Raw genomic sequence first — 16,488 nt, 5'->3', positions numbered from 1 at the left:
CGCCCACCACTTGGTCCCGTTCTCAGTCGACCGGGTACCAGATGCCCACGATGAAGCCGATGTCCCGGGGCACCGGACCGTCCGCGGTGACGACGGTGAAGTGCACGTGGAACTCGAACCGTGCCTGGTAGCCCGTGCCCTCGGGGACACCGATGCTGTGAAGGGCCCCGATCGACACCTGAATGCCCGGGATATCCGGGTACACCTGGACGATCGGGGCCACGGCCGGGTCGAAGATCGGCACCATGAACCCGATCGAGTACCGGCCCACCTCGTCCAGCGGGGCGACCCAGCCGGGCGGCATCTGCGCGTCCGTCGGCCCGTTCGTCGTGAACACCGCCTGGCCGGGCTGTCCCATCCGAACCCTCACACGCGCGCGGAAAGCTGCCATGCCCCACCCCTTGCCTCGTGGAGAAGATCTCCAGCCGTCACGCTAGGGCCTGTATGAAAGTGGATCTTGCTCTGGGATGATCTTGGGGTGAGTCGGGGAGATCTGACGGAACGTCAATGGGCGTTGCTGGAACCGTTGTTGCCGATACCGCGAAGGCCGGGTCGGCCCACGCCGTGGACACGGCGGCACCTGATCGACGGGATCCGGTGGCGAGTTCGGACCGGGGCGCCGTGGCGGGACGTGCCCGAGCGGTACGGCCCCTGGTCGAGTGTGTACAGCCTGTTCCGACGGTGGCAGCGGGACGGCACGTGGAAACACGTCCTCGAACGGCTCCAGGCCCGCGCGGACGCCGACGGATTGATCACCTGGGAGGTCGACGTGGACTCCGCGATCTGCCGCGCGCACCAGCACGCCGCCGGTGCCCGTAAAAGGGGGATCTGCAACGGGAACCGCCCGGCGGCTTCGTCGTCGAGCCGCGCGATCACGCCCTCGGGCGCTCGCGCGGCGGGCTGACGACGAAGATCCACCTGGCGTGCGAGCAGGGACAGAAGCCGCTGTCGATCGTGGTCACCGCCGGGCAACGCGGCGACTCACCGCAGTTCGCGGCGGTCCTCGCGGCGATCCGGGTGCCCCGGACCGGGCCCGGCCGGCCGCGCACCCGACCCGACCGGGTACGCGGTGACAAGGCCTACAGCTCCCGGGCCAACCGCGCGCTGCTGCGACGCCGCAGGATCGCGTGCACCATCCCGGAGAAGGACGACCAGGTCCGCAACCGCCTCAAGCGAGGACGAAGGGGCGGTCGACCACCGGCCTTCGACCCGGAGGACTACAAGGCCCGCCACGCGGTCGAATGCGGCATCAATCGCCTCAAGAGGAACCGGGCTGTCGGTGAGGTCGACTCAGGGCGCCCTGCTGGTGTTTCCACCAGAGGGTTTCCCCGAGCCGCCTCCCGAACCCGGCGTGCCCGTCTCCGGGCACCGGGCTCTCCACAAATCCCGTTTCGGGGTGTTCAGTTCCTCATGCCGTAGTGGACCACGGGGCCGGAATGAGTGTTCCCCGGTATCGGTATCTGGTCGTGCTTACCTTTGCCGGGTTAAACAGTTCCGCTTCCTCCGTGGCAGGCCACCAGCCACCGCCGTAATAGCGTCGGCGGAGCTGCTTCCAAGTGATCCCGGGATGCTTGCGTCGGATCCATCGTGTCACCCTCATCCACGTATAGTGACTGAGGTAACAGAAAGCGACGTTCGACACTCCGGGGCGGAAGTACGCGCACCATCCTCGCAACACCGAATTCAGCCGGTGGAGTAAGGACTCCAGCGACAAGCCGACGTTCTGCCGTCCGGTCAATTCTTTCACCTTGCCCGTCGCGGAACGCACTGATCTCCGTGCGGGATAGGTGTAGATGTACTGCCGGTCAGTGCCCAGCTTACGGTGACGCTGGATGCGCCATCCGAGAAAATCCAGGCCCTCGTCAATGTGCGTGATCCTTGTCTTTTCCACCGACAGGCGAAGGCCCATTGGCTTCAACGCCTCCGCGACCTCATCGCGTAATTCCTCGGCATGCTCACGGCGCCCGAAGACGAGCATGAGGAAGTCATCCGCATACCGGACCAGCCGGTAGTTGGACAATCCCCGACGCCGTCTCCTGCGCCGATCCTCGGAGGTGCTGTCAGGTCCTCCGGGGGCCTGGGCGATGTGCTCGTCCAGGACCGAGAGCGCGATGTTGGCCAGCAGCGGCGACAGGACTCCTCCCACGCAGTAGGTAACTTCGACTTCGATGCCGTTCTGACGTTCCGTCGGCTGGAACAGTCCCGCCGGAAGGGGGACGGCTGACATGTTCGGCGCTACGTTCGTAGTACGGCTGCTCGCCGGGGTGCCGGACGTGCCCGTTCCGCTCAGCGACGCCGGGTGGGGTGTGGGCGGGTGCGGTGATGACCGAGCGCAGGGCCGAGGCCGAGTATCTCTTCGATCGTCTCGGCGCGGCCGAGTTGGCCGGCGCCTACCTGTGCCTGGTTCCCGAACGGCGGGGACGGATCCCGGCGCCCAGCGGTGCGGAAGGTGACAGTCATGACCAGTGCGGCACTGTATGCCCGGGTCTCCTCGGCGAAGCAGAAGGAACAGGAGACGATCGGCTCCCAGCTCGCCGGGCTGCGCGCGCACGCCGAACGGCTCGGGCTCGACGTGCCCGAGGAATGGGTCTTCGCCGACGACGGCTTCTCGGGGGCGACGCTGGTACGACCCCAGTTGGAGAGGCTGCGCGACCTGATCGCGCAGGTGCCGGTTGACGTGGTGCTGTGCCACTCGGCGGACCGTCTGGCCCGCAAGTACGCCCACCAGGCCCTGCTGATCGAGGAGTTGGCCCGGGTCGGCACCGAGGTTCGCTTCGTCAAGGCCCCCAGCACCCACAACCCCGAGGACGTGCTGCTGGTGCAGTTCCAAGGCATGATCGCGGAATACGAGCGGGCCCAGATCGCCGAGCGCACCCGCCGCGGCAAGGCCCACCGCGCCCGCACCGGCACCGTCAACGTGCTCTCCGGCGCCCCCTACGGCTACCGCTACATCCGCCGCGGCGAACACGCCGACGCCCTCTACGAGATCGTCGAGCACGAGGCCGCCACGGTCGCCGAGGTCTTCCGCCGCTACGCGTACGAAGGCAGCACGCTGGCCGACCTGACCCGCCGGCTCACCGAGGACACCACCACACTCACCCGCACCGGCAAACAGCGCTGGGACCGCTCGACGGTCTGGGCCATGCTCCGCAACCCGGCCTACGCGGGGCGCGCGGCCTTCGCCAAGACCATGCGCGTCGAGGCCACCGCGGTCCTCAACCGCGCCGCCCGCCTGCAGGGCCGCACCACCCCCAACAGCCCCACCGTGGTGCGCGAGCGTCCCCGCGAGGAGTGGATCGAGATCCCGGTCCCGCCGCTGGTCACCGAGGAGGTCTTCGCCCTGGCCCAACGGCGCCTGGCCGACAACGCCCGGTTCGCCCCTCGCAACAGCAAGACCCCCTATCTGCTGCAGAGCCTGGTGTCCTGCGCAACCTGCGGCTATGCCTACTACCGCACCTCGACGCGCACCACCAACAAGCGGATCAGCTACTACCGATGCCTGGGTTCGGACGCCTGGCGCTATGAGCACGGCAAGGTCTGCACCAACACCCCCGTGCGCGCCGACCGCCTCGAAGACCTGGTCTGGAACCAGGTGATCGCCCTCGTCTCCACACCCGCACTGATTCAGGCGGAGCTCGACCGGCGCCTGGCCCGGATGCGGGCCGGCGACCCCGGCACCGCCCAGCGAGCCCGCCTGGAACGGGCCCTGGCCAAGACCACCATCGCCATCACCCGGCTGATCGAGGCATACCAGGAACAACTCCTGTCCCTGGCCGAACTCCGCTCCCGCGTCCCTGCCCTGCGCGCCCGGGAAACCGCCCAACGCACCCAACTGGAGGCCCTCGCCGCCCAGTCGGTCGACCGCCAGAGCTTACTCAAGCTCGCCGAGAGCCTCCAGAGCTTCCTCGCCCGCCTGCGCGAGAAGGCCACCACCGCCGACATCCTCGAACGCCGGAAAGTGGTCCGACTCTTGGTCCGCGAGGTCCTCATCGGCCCCGAGAAGGTCACCATCAGACACTCGATCCCAGCCGGCAGCCCCGACCCCACCCCGGGTTACCTATTGCGCGGGAGGAGTCAGGATCCCGCCCTGCGGGGTTCCAGTGCGTGTGTCCGTGAAGGCTCCGTCCCGGGACAAGATCCCAGACTTCAAGAACGCCTTCACCAAAGACAGCACCCGCTTGTCCCCGATTCGATTCCCCACCCGTTCCATGAGAGCCGGGTGCGAGATCTCGTCGAAGCACGCCGTGATGTCGCCCTCCACCACCCACTCATATCCGTGGCTGGCGAGATAGCGAGTCTCGGCGATCGCGTCATGAGCCCGGCGGTTCGGGCGGAACCCATAGGAACACGGGAGGAAATCCGCTTCGAACACCGGCTCCAGCACCAGTTTCAAGGACGCCTGGACCACCCGGTCCGCCACGGTCGGAATCCCAAGACGACGAAGCTTGCCGTTCGCCTTGGGAATCATCCGCTCACGGACGGGAACCGGTCGGAAGCTGCGATCTCTCATCTGAGTGCGCAGCCTGCCGAGAAACATCTCGACTCCCTGCCCGGCCTCGATGGAGCGTGCGGTCTTCCCGTCCACTCCGGCCGTGCGGGCACCCTTGTTTCCCCGGACTCGGTCCCACGCCACCAACAGGAAGGCGGGGTCGGCCAACACCGGTAGGCCGCCGGCGAGGTGCCGTGTCACCACGGTCCTGCTCCGGCGGCCCCCGGTCCGAACCACGCGGGCACCTTTCGGTGCACGTAGCTCTCCAGCGACTACTCCGTGAATTACGCGGTTGGTTGCCCCTCATGGATGGCCTCATGACAGCGGGTGCAGACCACGAGGGTCTTTCTTCGCTTCTTGGCCATGTGTTGCGCCCACGGGTGCTGTGGTCGTCCGGGCTCGGTGAGGTCGGTGAGTTTTCGGACCTGGTGCACTTCCACCTGATCTTTCCGCTCACATAGTTCACACTTGCCGATGCGGAGCCGTGTGATCAGCTCTTTGCGGGCAACGGGCCGGACTACCGGGCGGTCTTGTAGCACCGCCTTCTTCTGCCGCTTCAGCGGGGTTTCGCCGAACCTTCCGACCAGTGGTTTCCTGCCTGCCCGTTGGACGCTGGCCTCGTAGCATGTCCGTGGTCCATCCGGTGTCGAGATCTTGGCCTTGTATTTGCGAGCCATCGCCGACACCGTCGAACGATGCTTGGCGGCAAGTGTCTTGAGCATCGAGGTCTGTGCGACCCATTTGAACCGGCTCAGTCTCCAGACGTCACCGGCCAGCAGGTAGTACTGGACGAGCCCCCTGTATTCCGCCCCGTATGTGCTGACGATCGTGAGGTCGTCACGATTGAACAACTCGGAGCGGCGCTCGGGTTTTCCGTGCTTCAGGTAGGGGACGCACTTGGCCTTGATCACTTGCCGTGGGACACGCAGTGCGACGCTGCCGTTGACAGACGGGCGGGTCGCGCTGTGCTGGACAGTGATCTCGTAGCCGAGGAAAGACGCTGCTCGGGTTCGGGCTTGCGTGACCAGCGTCTTGTCCGGGTTCAGTTCCAACTTGAGGTCGTCTCGAAGGAACTGCGCCAGACGCTGTTTGATCTCTTCGGCTTCGGCCTTCGGTCCGGCGAATCCGAGGAGGGTGTCGTCGGCGTACCGGCAGTAGCGGAGTCGCCTGTAGCCCGGATCCTGAGGATCCCTGCTGGGCGTTCCCCGCAACTGCTCACGCAACTCGCGTGCCGCGGTCGTATGGCCGCGTCTTCGAGCGCGCACCGCCGCCATTCGCACCCTTGCATAGGCAGGATTGAGTGCCCTGCTCGCTCCTCGGGTGTACTGCGGAATCAAAACTGTTTCGACGAACTTGTCCAACCGATCCAAGTAAATATTGGAGAGGATCGGCGAAACGACACCGCCCTGTGGAGCCCCGCTGAGCGTTGCGTTCCATACCCAATCCTCCAGATATCCGGCTTGCAGCATCTGTTTGATCAGCCGGAGGAGCCGGTTGTCGTGGATTCTCTCCGCCAGCGTCGAGAGCATGACCTCGTGGTCAAGGCTCCCGAAACAGTCTGAGATATCACCCTCGATGAACCATGCCGTGCCGGTCCAAAGGTCTGCCACTTCGCTGAGCGCAGTGTGACAACCCCTGCCGGGACGGAAACCGTGTGAGTGGTCGGAAAACCGTGGCTCATAATATGCCTCCAGTAAGAGGCGGATTACTTCACCGACGAGCTTATCCGACCACGGAGGAAGGCCGAGCGGCCTCTGCTTCCCATTCTTTTTCGGGATGTAGATGCGTTTTGCCGGCTTGAACCGGAAGCGCTCGTGACGCAGAGCATCGATGATGCCTTCGATCTTCGCCAGCGACATGCCATCTGCGGTTTCTCCATCGACCCCGGGCGTCATGGCTCCATGGTTGGAGTACAGGCGCCCGTAGGCCATCAAATACATCTGCGGGTTGAACAGTTGACGGAACATTTCATTGCACGGCAGGCCACGCCTACCGCGATCACGGAGGATACCCAGTACTGTTTCGGCGCTCTGCATTTCGCATGCCTCCCAGTCTTCGAATATCCGATCACCTGGCCCCCTTGGCCCTGCGGACGGCCTTCCCGTCCCCCTTGGTAGGGCGTTACTCCTACGACTACTACGGGGCCTCTGTCACCTTAGGACTCGCGTCCCTTAGGCGATCCCACGTTCGTCCCTGTCATACGTAATAGTGCGACTTAGGATCCTCATTCATCTCCTTGAATGCCCTCGTTGGGCATCGCTCCACATCCCGGAGGATGCATCGGCCACCTCGTAATGCCGATGCAGGTTGTGGCGCCGGTATCAGGCGCGATTTCCGGCGGGCGTGTTCTTGCACCATCTGGAGATTGAGGTCTAGGCAATCAAGCTTTATCCATATCGCGCGGGTCCCGCAACGCCTCGTTTCATGCGCCTGAACACGAGCGTTACTTTTCTGGCATGCTATTGTTCCCTGCACCTTTCGGATTCAGGTTAGCCATCGGACCCAGGAACCTTCCTCCGAGTTCCTCCCGGCTAAACCGGGGATATGACAGGGCGCTTTCGTGGCGCAGCGAGGTTGAACAGGTCGTCGAACCTGCGATGAGAATCATCAGCAGCCCAACGGTGCAGCTTGGTCTGGATCTCCAGTACCCGGCGTTCGGCCTTCATCAAGGCCCATTCCAGCTCGTCGGTATTCACCGGCGACAACCTCCTGGCATTCCAGTGTCCTTACTGCTGACTTGCTGGCTCCCTTCCCCATGTGGCCGGCTCTCCCGGCCTCGGAGTACTACGGAACCTCCGTCCTGCCCGACGGCCATGAGCCGGCGATGAGCCTGCCCCCGATCGGACTGGATGCCCGACGCAAGGGCGACCGCGGACAGTTCCCACGTTCACCACGAAATCGATCGACGGGTGAGATGCCCAGCTCTACCCCGGCAGCATCGCCACGCTTACGCCGCAGGCTTTCGGCGTGGCCTCCCCACCGATAAGTCGAGTCGGCTTCGGAGTCGACCACCGACGAGCGCTGGTGGTCGTGCACTGCGTCCGGCCCAGATCCGCCAGGTTCGAGCCGGTGTCGTAATTACGGGGCGTCAAGCACTGATTTCTCGCGTGCACCTTCCCGTCTCGCTAGCCTGACCCGGGCTGTCTGGCAGTGCCAGCCCGTCCCGACGTTGTCGGGGCTGCTTACCGCTCGGCTCAGCATCCCCTGGGCCGAACTGCCCCCAGCTTCAGCCGGATTGCTGCGACAACCCGGCGGTGAAGGTCTCTCACCTCACTCGATTCCATGGCGCCTCGTGGCGCACCAACCCGGTACGACAAGCTCGCAGTCCGATATGAGGCCACCGTCCACATCGCGGCCATCAACGAATGGATGTGACTTTCATACAGGCCCTAGTGGCGACCCTGTGACCAGGGCGGGACTCGGGAAACAATGGCCGGAACCGGCCCCGCCCCATGTCCTGGCCCTTCGGCGAAGCGCACGGACAGGCGGAAGAACCTCATCCCGAAGCTTCCGCATGGACGCGTTCGCACACCCGTACACCAACGCCGGCGTGATTCGGCTGGAACCGTCTCCCGACTTCGTGCCCAAGTCCGTCCGGAACTTGTCGACCTCGCCGAGGGCGGCGGGTCGTACACCGACCCCGGGGCGACGAGACCCAGGCCGTGGCGGACGAGCTCCAGGACCTGGGCGGCACTCCCCGCACCCACGAGGTGACCACAGTGGCGACGGACGCCCGCCGGCTGGCATCGCGCGGCAAGCGGCGGCCCGGCCGGCCCCCTTCGGGTCCGCTTTCGAATTCGGTTCGATCATGCCGGAGCAATAGTGGATCCTGCACCACGACCGGTTCGACCGGGCCGGCGTGACCGCTCACTACGTCTGCGGCCCCGGCCGGCCCCCCGCTGGGCGCCGTCACCGTTGACGGACGCACCGGGCCGCAGGTGGAATTCGAGGGAACCCGGCTGGTCGGCATGCCGGTTCAGGCCGTGGACGCGACGCTGATCCGGCACCTGGAGGAAAGTGGGACGGGCGTGGCCTTCGGATGCGGAGGAGATCCCGGCCCGACCGGCCTCAACATGTACGTACGAGCCACCCGAACCGGAGACACCATGGTCAGCGGGGCCCGGTTCTGCCAAGCGGAGTGGGAGGACCACGGCTGACACCCACCATCCCACGCTCTCGAAGGCCGCGGCGCTTCCCGTCGGCCGCCGTCAGGTGGTCCCGGCACCCCCACCGGGTCGAAGTCGGTGCGGCCGAGCACGTAGCCACGTATCCGACCGAGCACACCGGGGTGTACGCCGACACGCGATCGTCCCCGTCGCGGCATCGCTCCCCGATGGGCTACCCGGGACGGCTGTCGACCCGCTCGGCCGATTCCGTCGTCCGGGTGGCGGCGACGTATCCGCCCACGAGCGCGAGGGCGTTCTGCGCGCGCCGCGAAAGCGAAGCCGGTCTTCTGCGGAACCTCCGGAGGCCGTGGGCATCGACGACTCGGTCCGAGGAGGAGAAATGTCTCTTGGGGCCTGCGACTGATCGGATCATGGTGTGGTGATGAATCCTGAAGCGGAACCGGTCGAGCACGAGGACCGATGGGTCCTGGGTCTTCGAGGCCTGAGCGTTGTCGGGATCCGCATCGACCTTCGGCCGACCCTCGTCCTGGACGCGGGGTGGGAAGTCGTGCCGGCAGCACCGACTCGGCTCTCGACAGGGTCACTCCGCACCGATCCCGGCCTGCCTTTGACACCGGAGTCCCAGGACGTGGCCGCGGCTCTCCCCCTGTTCGGAGCGAAGGTCCTGTCCGCGGTCGCGTTCAAGTCCGGCGCCTTGCGGATGGTGTTCGACAGCGGCACGCATCTGACCTGTCCGTCCCACGCATCGTTCGCAGCGTGGCAGATCACAGGACCGGGAGGATGGCGCTTCGTCTCGTTGCCCGGCGGAGACCTCGCCGTCCGGTCCGGCTCCGGAACGGGTGAGAGTCCGCAGTATCGGATTGCGAAGCACTGAGAACTGAGAATCCGACATCCACAACGCGACGGGACAGTGTTCGGCCGAGTAACAACCCGCGCGCCGACGACCCCGATGACAACAATCGTGCCGATGTGACAACCAGCGTGCCTCGGCACACGCGAACGACACCGCGAGGTACGGGAGACCCGGCATCAGACGTGAGGACAACCGGACAGGAAGCCGAAAGGCGGGGGCCGGCTGTCCACTACCCGGGCGCGGCGGCGAGACCTGGGCGGCAGACCGGATACGGCCGATTCGCGTCGTGCGCCGGCTACGGTCTTCGACGCCGTGATGTCCCGCCAGGGCCGTCGGATCGTGGCGAGGAAGGCTGTCGATGGCCGAGGGACACCACCGTGGTCCGCGGCGTGCACGTCGAGTTGCCGAACACCCTCGCCGTGATCCGCGCCGCCCTGCCCGAGGAACGACGCGCCGCGTTCGACGAGGCGATGGCGCACACACCGTTGGACCCGATCGAACGGCGGGCGCTGCCGGACCGGGCGTTGCCGCTCGAGGCGGACACCTTGGACGAGGAGGTCTCCGCCCGGGTACGCGCGGGTGACTTCACGGGGTTCCACGCCGACGGCAGGCCCGTCGAACTGGGGACGAGAGGTGAGTTATCGGGTGCGGTACCGCAACGCGGTCGAGGACGGCCCGGCCAAGCCGAGCGCTGCCCGGCAGACGGAGGTGCGCTCCGCCGCCACCCGCACCACCGGCCACGACCCCTACGAACACGGATCCTCCTCCGTCCACGGCGACCGCGACCGCCGCGACGTCTCCCTCGCCCGCGTCATCACGCACCACGAAGCCGACCCCGGCGTCCTCGTCGTCATCATCGTCCGCGCCGTTGCCCCCTTCGGCCGAACCCCGGCACTCCACTCCACGCCACGGGCCCGGCATCCGGGCGTGTTCGCCTCGTTCGAGTGAACCGCCCGCGCCGGAATGCGAGTTGCCGGCAGGGTCGGCGGGGCCTCACGAGGTCCACAAACCCCCATTGCAGCGTGTCGTGCCGGCCGTGTCCCGCGACAGGCGACGCGGAACCGCCCCGACGTCGTTGATTCTCCCGGGTGAGGTCAAAGGTGGTGACGCCGTGAAGACTTGCCGCGCGGCGTTCGCGGTGCAAGTCACGGGCGGCGGGCGAACCCACCACGCGGATAGTGGTGGAGACGCGTCGGACGGCCCGGGTGGTCGTGGACAGCACGGTGAGCACTTGACGGCCTCAAGGGCTCGTTCGAGTGTTCCGGGTGACGTTTGCGCCTCGGTTCAGGCGAATTCGGACCACCCGAAACCCCCATCCATACGGGTGGTTGTTTCGAGTGAACGGAGCAACCACACGCGCGTCCACGGCGGAGCGGGAAGTGAAGGTGCGGGGCAGCGGCATCCGAGGGCCCCTCTGCACGGAAGGAAGCAGGACGTGAGCTCGAAAATCGACCCGCACTCGGCGACCATCGAGAAATTCGTCGAGAACGTCAGAAAGCTGTACAACGACGGAACCGGCGACTTCAAGGCCAAGTTCGATGCGGCGATCAAGGGCGTGCAGCCGCGCCCGCAAGGCACGGAGGACAAGGTCTGGAAAGACTGGCAAGGCGCGAGTATCGACACCCTGTGCAACTTCTTCGAGGAGTGGTACGCATGGGGGCTGAAGCAGGGCGTCCACGATGGGCTGGACTACATCGAGAAGTTCAGTTGGATCAATTACGAGAACGACGCCGGAATGGATTTCGTGACCACCGGGGCCGGGCGCGACGTGCTGGCCGACTTCACGAATCTGCAGGGCCTACAGATGGACGACCCGGAGTCGGGGAAATCTCTCGTCGACAGCTGGATCAAGGAACTCGGGCCGAAGAAGATGGCCGACTTCCGGAAAGGAGACTGGTCGACCTTCAACAAGTTCTTCATCAGGGAACTGGCGCCCGGTGCGCGGCCGATCGACGGCAGGCTCGACCCCGGAGTGGTGGTCGCCCCGACCGACTGTGTCATCAACATGATCGTCGACGAGCTGACGGACGCGACGCGGATCCCGGTCAAGACCGTGACCATGAACGTCGATCAACTGCTCAACGGCTCCAGGTACGCGAAACACTTCACCCACGACCGGGAGGGGAAACCGGGCGGCGGTACGGCCGTGTCGTGCATCCTGATGCCCGACACCTACCACCGCTACCACGCCCCGGTCGGCGGCCAGGTGGTGGAGGCCCACGACAACATCGGCGGCGTCTACTACGGAATGCGGGACTTCCCCGGACTGGTCAACAAGGGGAACGTGGGCTACGGCTACGACTACGGCATGTTCGCCGATTTCCGTCGTGGGTACGTCGTCATCAGGACACCGTATGTGGACCACGAGGGAAAGCCGGACGGCGACGGCTACGTCGCCCTGGTACCCGTCGGCCTCAATTCGATCGGTTCCGTGCAATTCCTCGAAAAGTTCAGGAACATCACAAAGAATTCGGCTCCGGTCGAGATCGAAAAGGGCGAGGAGATCGGCTGCTTCCAGTACGGCGGGTCGTTGAACATCCTCCTGTTCGAGAAGGGGCGGTTCCCCGCACTGCAACTGCTCATGGGGCAACGCATCGGGGTCCTGGAGGAACCGAAGCGCGCCAAGCGCCTGTTCGAGAACTTCCGTCGCCCCGAGCCGCGGCGCGTTCCGCCGACGTCCTGACCTCGACCCCGAACGGAAAGTGGACCATGTCTCGCAGCCCCGTGTACGGGATCCCGGCCGGCACCCTCGGCACACAAAGGATCGACTTCTACCCCGACCCCGCGAAACACGAGGAAGGCGAAGTTCCCAAGAAGGTCCGCTCGTACGCCGGATACGCGGACGTCGACGGCCCCGGCTCAGCGAAGAGCCACCTGTTCTACTGGTTCTTCGAAAGCCAGACCTGTGACCCCAACCTCGACGCCACCGATCAGCAGCAACTGATCGACGACACGCCGTTGCTGATCTGGCTCAACGGGGGGCCCGGCGCCTCGTCCCTGGCGGGACTGTTCATCGAGAACGGGCCGCTGCGCATCGGCGACGACGGTGTCGGGACCGTGTCGGTGAGCCCCGACACCTGGAACCAGGAAGCGCATGTCGTCTACTGGGACCAGCCCATCGGCACCGGATACAGCTACTGCGACACCCCGGACACGTACGTCGAGGACGAGGAAACCCTTGCCGGGATGTTCTGGCAGGCCCTCCAGCAGTTCCTCACCACGTACCCGGAGTACGCGAAGTGCCCCCTGTACGTCTGCGGTGAGAGCTACGCGGGCAAGTACGTCCCGGCGATCGCCCTGAAGATCGACGAGAACAATGCCAAGAACGCCGGAAAGCACATCGAACTGAAGGGGATCGCCGTAGGGAACGGCTGGATCAAGCCGGAACTGTCGGTCCGCGTCATGATCGACTACTCCTACGCGTCCGGGTTCATCGGCGTCGGCCAGAAGAACACCCTGTACCGCCACTACGCCACGTTCAAGGACGTCCTCGAGGACGGGGAGAAGACCAAGGACCCCAAGAAGATGAAGCAGGCCACCGACCTCGGCAACGGCCTGATCAACGCGATCCTGGCCTATGGCGGCAACTTCGACGTCTACGACGTACGACGCTGGGACGACCTGTCCATGGGGGCGCTGCGCTCCTACCTCGACAGCGCGGACGTCAAGAAGGCCCTGCACGTCGAGCGGGACTGGCAGTGCGCGGACAACGCGGGCCCGGTGGCCGCGGCGCTGAAAAGCGACAACATGGCGGATGCCTCCCCCTGGTACGCCGAGCTCGTCGAGAAGGGCTACAAGACCCTGCTCTACACCGGGAACTTCGACACCGCCTGCGGGTATCAGAGCACCGAGGAGATCCTGGACGGACTCCTGACGCCGCCCGACGACTGGCGCGGGGCCGAGCGGCTGATCTGGAAACAGGCGCAGGGGAACCCCAAGGGGTTCGTCCGCACCCTCAAGAACGTCACGCAGGTCGCCGTACCCGGCTCCGGTCACGAAGTACCGGCCTACCAGCCGCAGATCTGCCGGGAGATGCTCTACAACTGGCTCTTCGACCGGCCCTTCGTCGGCCAGAACCCCGAGAGCGTGGCCCGGAACATCCTGGACAAGGCCCGGAAGGACGCCGACAACGAGACGTGACGGGCACGCCCGCGCACGGCCGGTCGGGTTCGTGAAGGACGGTCCCGGGCTGCCTTGCGTCGGCGGGGTGCGCGTTCATCGACGGCGATGTGGCGCCCGGTCACGGGATCGGGCGACCGCCGCTGCCGTCGCAGCCGGATGGCCCGGCCGTGGTGCCGGTGCCGCTCGGGCGCTCGCCCGCACGGCACCGGCACCATTCGCGGGCCGTCGACCGCTCCTCGCGGTTCGTGCCTGCCGCGAGGGAGACCTCCTTGACGGTCGCCCGTGTGGTCAGGAGTCGCCCTCGCGAGCCGGGCGGTGGTAGCTGTCCAGGTAGGCCGGGAGGGCGATGTCGGGGGTGCGTGTCACGGGGTGGCCGTATGCCTGGCCGATGGGTAGATCCCCGGCCCAGTGCGGGGGTTCCGGGGTCTCCTGGTAGGACACGCCGTCCTTGCGAATGCTCGCGGACATGCCGACGACCTTGGCGGAGACCTCGTTCAACGACAGGCTCAGCACTCCCACACCTTTCAGGTCGGTGGGTTGTGGCTGCACCGTGTCATCCCAGCGGCCGGGGACGACATGGTTGACCATGGTCGCCAGCTCGTCGAGTTCACTACCGTTCGTCACCGCGATCGCGTTGCCGAACGCCATAACCGAGCGGTAGTAGGCGTGGCTGTGGGCCGCGACGCTCTCGAGGGCCAGGCCGTCGACCAGGGTGACCGTCAGGCACACCGGCACACCGTCCTCCCCGTGCCCGAGGGCCGTCTGGTACAGGCGTGCGTTGGGTGAGCCGTGCAGGTACACCCTCTCCTGGAGGGCGTCGAACCCGTACAGCGTCGGGACGGCGATCGGGTAGGGGTCGCCGTGCCCGGATCCCGGGTTGTAGTCGAACGCGACGTGGCACACGAATCCTTCTCGGAGGATCGAGTGAACCGTCGAGCGTCGGTGCGTGACCATGTCGCCGTGGATACGCCCGGTCATCCGCTCCGTGAGGGCGCCGGAGAGTGGGTAGTTGTCGGGGTAGGGAAAAGTCTGCTCCATCACGCCTCCGATTGATCGCCTTCGGCGATTCCTTCTTGGTCGCACGGTTCGCACTGACCCGGCCTGCGGGCTCCGTGTGTCCCTCGGCGGTGCGCATTCGAACGCACTGCTCTCGATGGCGACCTGTGCGCGTAGGGCAGACGCGCACGCGTCTCGTCAGCCGATGTGCTCGATCGGGTAGGTGGGTTGCGGTTCGGCGGCGTGTGGCGTCGAACGCCGCTCGGTAGGTACGGCCCCCTGGTGAGCCGCTTGCCGAGTGCCGGACGCGAATGGCCGGGGGCGCTGCACGGGTGGATGGGGACGGCTCACATGTTCCACATGGTGGTGGCGGGCTTGGGGGTGGGGTCGTATTGCGTGGGGGGTGTCCAGTCCCCGGTGGTGAAGAAGCGTTCGATGGTGGGCATCCAGGGTTTGTAGTCGATCTGTTTGTCGGCCAGCCAGGCGTCGTTGTAGTACTCGTTCACGTACCGTTCGCCGGAGTCGCACATCACGGTGGCGACCGCCCCGGTCTGGCCGTTCGCGTGCATGCCCAGGAGGATCCGCAGCGCGCCGAACAGGCCCGTTCCGGTCGACGGTCCGGCGACGACGTCCCAGTTCGCGGCGGCGGCGAACCGCATGGTCGCGACGGACGCGCCGTCGTGGACCTGGATCATGCGGTTGACCAACGGGGGCAGGAACGAGGGTTCGACCCGCGGCCGGCCGATGCCCTCGATGTGCGAACCCTTGTCCGTCGCCGCGGGATTCCTGTCCCGCCAGCCGCGGAAGAACGCGGAGTGGTCCGGGTCGGTGACGCACACGCGCAGGGTCCTGCCGGTGTAGCGGGCGTAGCGGGCGACCGAGGTGGCCGTGCCGCCGGTGCCGGCGCCCATGACGAACCAGGCCAGGTCGGGGACCGCCCGGATCAACTCGGGCGCGAGGCCGTGCTCGCCCCGCCAGTCGTAGGCGCGCTCCGCGTAGGTGAACTGATCCATGAAATGGCCGTCGAGTGTGGCCGCGAGCTTCTTCGCCTCCTCGACGATGTCGCCGTCGACCGGATGCACCTGCCCGCCGTATTGCGTGATCAGGGCCAGCTTCTCCGGGGCGGTGCCCCTGGGTACCACCGCGTGGAAATCGATGCCGAGTTGTTCGCAGTACCACGCCTCGGAGATGGCCGTCGAGCCGCTGGAAGCCTCGATCACGGGGCGTCCGGGGGTCAGACATCCGCTTGCGAGGGCGTTGGTGAGCAGCGCCGCGGCGAGGCGGTGCTTGTGGCTGCCGGAGGGTTGCTCGGACTCCCTCTTGAGGTACAGCCGCAGCCCGGCGAGTTTCGGTGGCAGCGGGATCTGCCGCAGCGAGGTCCCCAGCGGCGCGAGTTCGCCTCGGATGCGCTGAACGCACTCGTTCACCCACGCCCGGTCGTCGGGGTAGACGTCCGACACGTCCTCGTCCACGCCGTGTTCGACTTCCGTCCGGGTCGTCGTGGTCATCAGCGGCCTCCGTCGCGTTCGTATGGTCGTCGCCGGCGGATGGCGGGCGACCTTCGACGATGATGGATCGCGCGACTCCCGACACGAGGTAACCCGATGGTTGGGATGTGTGTGGTTCACCTGCGTGGCCCAACGCGGCGCCGCCTGACGGCAGTCGACGGACCCGGCGCGGCTCGAGGCTTCGATGCGCGACGGATGCCGCCCGCCGTCGGTCCGCGCCGCCTTTTGCCCTGCCGCCCCCTGCCCGACTCGAGCGCCGTCATCGATACCGACCGACCGCGCGCAGCCACCCCGGCAGCCAGGGCGCGCCGTGCGTGAGTCGGCACTGGCCGGGCGTGCCGGAGCACGGAAACCGCCCTGGACGGCCCGACGAGCGGCCTGGCGGCGGGCGGA

General features: G+C 66.4%; 11 protein-coding genes and 3 pseudogenes. 7 read left to right on the top strand and 7 right to left on the bottom strand.

Annotated features, from left to right (window positions below):
• Positions 1-22: 22 nt before the first annotated feature.
• Positions 23-358: a hypothetical protein gene (locus OG948_RS55920; RefSeq protein ID WP_331772770.1), complete on the bottom strand. Its 336-nt coding sequence runs from the start codon at positions 356-358 to the stop codon at positions 23-25.
• A gap of 120 nt (positions 359-478) precedes the next feature.
• Here OG948_RS55920 and OG948_RS55915 point away from each other — a divergent pair.
• Positions 479-1,278: pseudogene (locus OG948_RS55915) on the top strand (IS5 family transposase); the annotation flags it as partial.
• A 130-nt stretch (positions 1,279-1,408) separates the two neighbouring features.
• On the opposite strand, the gene OG948_RS55910 reads toward OG948_RS55915, so the two are convergent.
• A complete protein-coding gene (locus OG948_RS55910; RefSeq protein ID WP_331772769.1) occupies positions 1,409-2,227 on the bottom strand; it encodes a group II intron maturase-specific domain-containing protein in 819 nt (272 codons plus the stop codon).
• A gap of 231 nt (positions 2,228-2,458) precedes the next feature.
• On the opposite strand from OG948_RS55910, the pseudogene OG948_RS55905 reads away from it, so the two are divergent.
• A pseudogene (locus tag OG948_RS55905) lies at positions 2,459-3,583 on the top strand (recombinase family protein); the annotation flags it as partial.
• Between the two features lie 486 nt (positions 3,584-4,069).
• Here OG948_RS55905 and OG948_RS55900 read toward each other — a convergent pair.
• The 3 genes and pseudogenes from OG948_RS55900 to OG948_RS55890 form a co-directional block, all read right to left on the bottom strand.
• Positions 4,070-4,660: pseudogene (locus OG948_RS55900) on the bottom strand (reverse transcriptase domain-containing protein); the annotation flags it as partial.
• A gap of 113 nt (positions 4,661-4,773) precedes the next feature.
• Complete coding sequence (locus OG948_RS55895) at positions 4,774-6,525, bottom strand: reverse transcriptase domain-containing protein (RefSeq protein ID WP_331772768.1); 1,752 nt, start codon at positions 6,523-6,525, stop codon at positions 4,774-4,776.
• A 495-nt stretch (positions 6,526-7,020) separates the two neighbouring features.
• The gene (locus tag OG948_RS55890) at positions 7,021-7,185 is read right to left on the bottom strand and encodes a hypothetical protein (RefSeq protein ID WP_331772767.1); all 165 of its coding nucleotides are present in this window, start codon (positions 7,183-7,185) and stop codon (positions 7,021-7,023) included.
• A gap of 1,242 nt (positions 7,186-8,427) precedes the next feature.
• On the opposite strand from OG948_RS55890, the gene OG948_RS55885 reads away from it, so the two are divergent.
• The 5 genes from OG948_RS55885 to OG948_RS55865 all read left to right on the top strand — a co-directional run bounded on the left by OG948_RS55885 (position 8,428) and on the right by OG948_RS55865 (position 13,609).
• Complete coding sequence (locus OG948_RS55885) at positions 8,428-8,646, top strand: hypothetical protein (protein WP_331772766.1); 219 nt, start codon at positions 8,428-8,430, stop codon at positions 8,644-8,646.
• Between the two features lie 391 nt (positions 8,647-9,037).
• Entirely contained in the window at positions 9,038-9,490 is a 453-nt protein-coding gene (locus tag OG948_RS55880; RefSeq protein ID WP_331772765.1) for a DUF6188 family protein, read from the top strand.
• Positions 9,491-10,102: 612 nt separating this feature from the next.
• Positions 10,103-10,417 carry a hypothetical protein gene (locus OG948_RS55875; protein ID WP_331772764.1) on the top strand — a complete coding sequence of 105 codons (315 nt, stop codon included), beginning with the start codon at positions 10,103-10,105 and terminating at the stop codon, positions 10,415-10,417.
• Between the two features lie 376 nt (positions 10,418-10,793).
• Entirely contained in the window at positions 10,794-12,152 is a 1,359-nt protein-coding gene (locus tag OG948_RS55870) for a phosphatidylserine decarboxylase (protein WP_406300786.1), read from the top strand.
• Between the two features lie 26 nt (positions 12,153-12,178).
• Positions 12,179-13,609, top strand: coding sequence for a S10 family serine carboxypeptidase-like protein (locus OG948_RS55865; RefSeq protein ID WP_331772762.1), 1,431 nt, complete (start codon positions 12,179-12,181; stop codon positions 13,607-13,609).
• A 270-nt stretch (positions 13,610-13,879) separates the two neighbouring features.
• On the opposite strand, the gene OG948_RS55860 is transcribed toward OG948_RS55865, so the two are convergent.
• Together OG948_RS55860 and OG948_RS55855 are read right to left on the bottom strand one after the other, a co-directional pair.
• Positions 13,880-14,629, bottom strand: a complete 750-nt coding sequence (locus tag OG948_RS55860; RefSeq protein WP_331772761.1) for a pyridoxamine 5'-phosphate oxidase family protein — start codon at positions 14,627-14,629, stop codon at positions 13,880-13,882.
• Positions 14,630-14,934: 305 nt separating this feature from the next.
• Positions 14,935-16,095, bottom strand: a complete 1,161-nt coding sequence (locus tag OG948_RS55855; protein WP_331772760.1) for a pyridoxal-phosphate dependent enzyme — start codon at positions 16,093-16,095, stop codon at positions 14,935-14,937.
• Positions 16,096-16,488 lie beyond the last annotated feature (393 nt).

Source organism: Embleya sp. NBC_00888 (genome assembly GCF_045207655.1).
Lineage (GTDB): Bacteria > Actinomycetota > Actinomycetes > Streptomycetales > Streptomycetaceae > Embleya.
Note: the sequence above shows the minus strand (reverse complement) of the source record. Positions and strands in the feature narration are given on the sequence as shown.

Coding starts and splice junctions, on each gene's coding strand:
- OG948_RS55880 (WP_331772765.1), top strand. CDS start 9,038: ATGAATCCTGAAGCGGAACCGGTCGAGCACGAGGACCGATGGGTCCTG.
- OG948_RS55865 (WP_331772762.1), top strand. CDS start 12,179: ATGTCTCGCAGCCCCGTGTACGGGATCCCGGCCGGCACCCTCGGCACA.
- OG948_RS55910 (WP_331772769.1), bottom strand. CDS start 2,227: ATGTCAGCCGTCCCCCTTCCGGCGGGACTGTTCCAGCCGACGGAACGT.
- OG948_RS55855 (WP_331772760.1), bottom strand. CDS start 16,095: ATGACCACGACGACCCGGACGGAAGTCGAACACGGCGTGGACGAGGAC.
- OG948_RS55895 (WP_331772768.1), bottom strand. CDS start 6,525: ATGCAGAGCGCCGAAACAGTACTGGGTATCCTCCGTGATCGCGGTAGG.
- OG948_RS55920 (WP_331772770.1), bottom strand. CDS start 358: ATGGGACAGCCCGGCCAGGCGGTGTTCACGACGAACGGGCCGACGGAC.
- OG948_RS55860 (WP_331772761.1), bottom strand. CDS start 14,629: ATGGAGCAGACTTTTCCCTACCCCGACAACTACCCACTCTCCGGCGCC.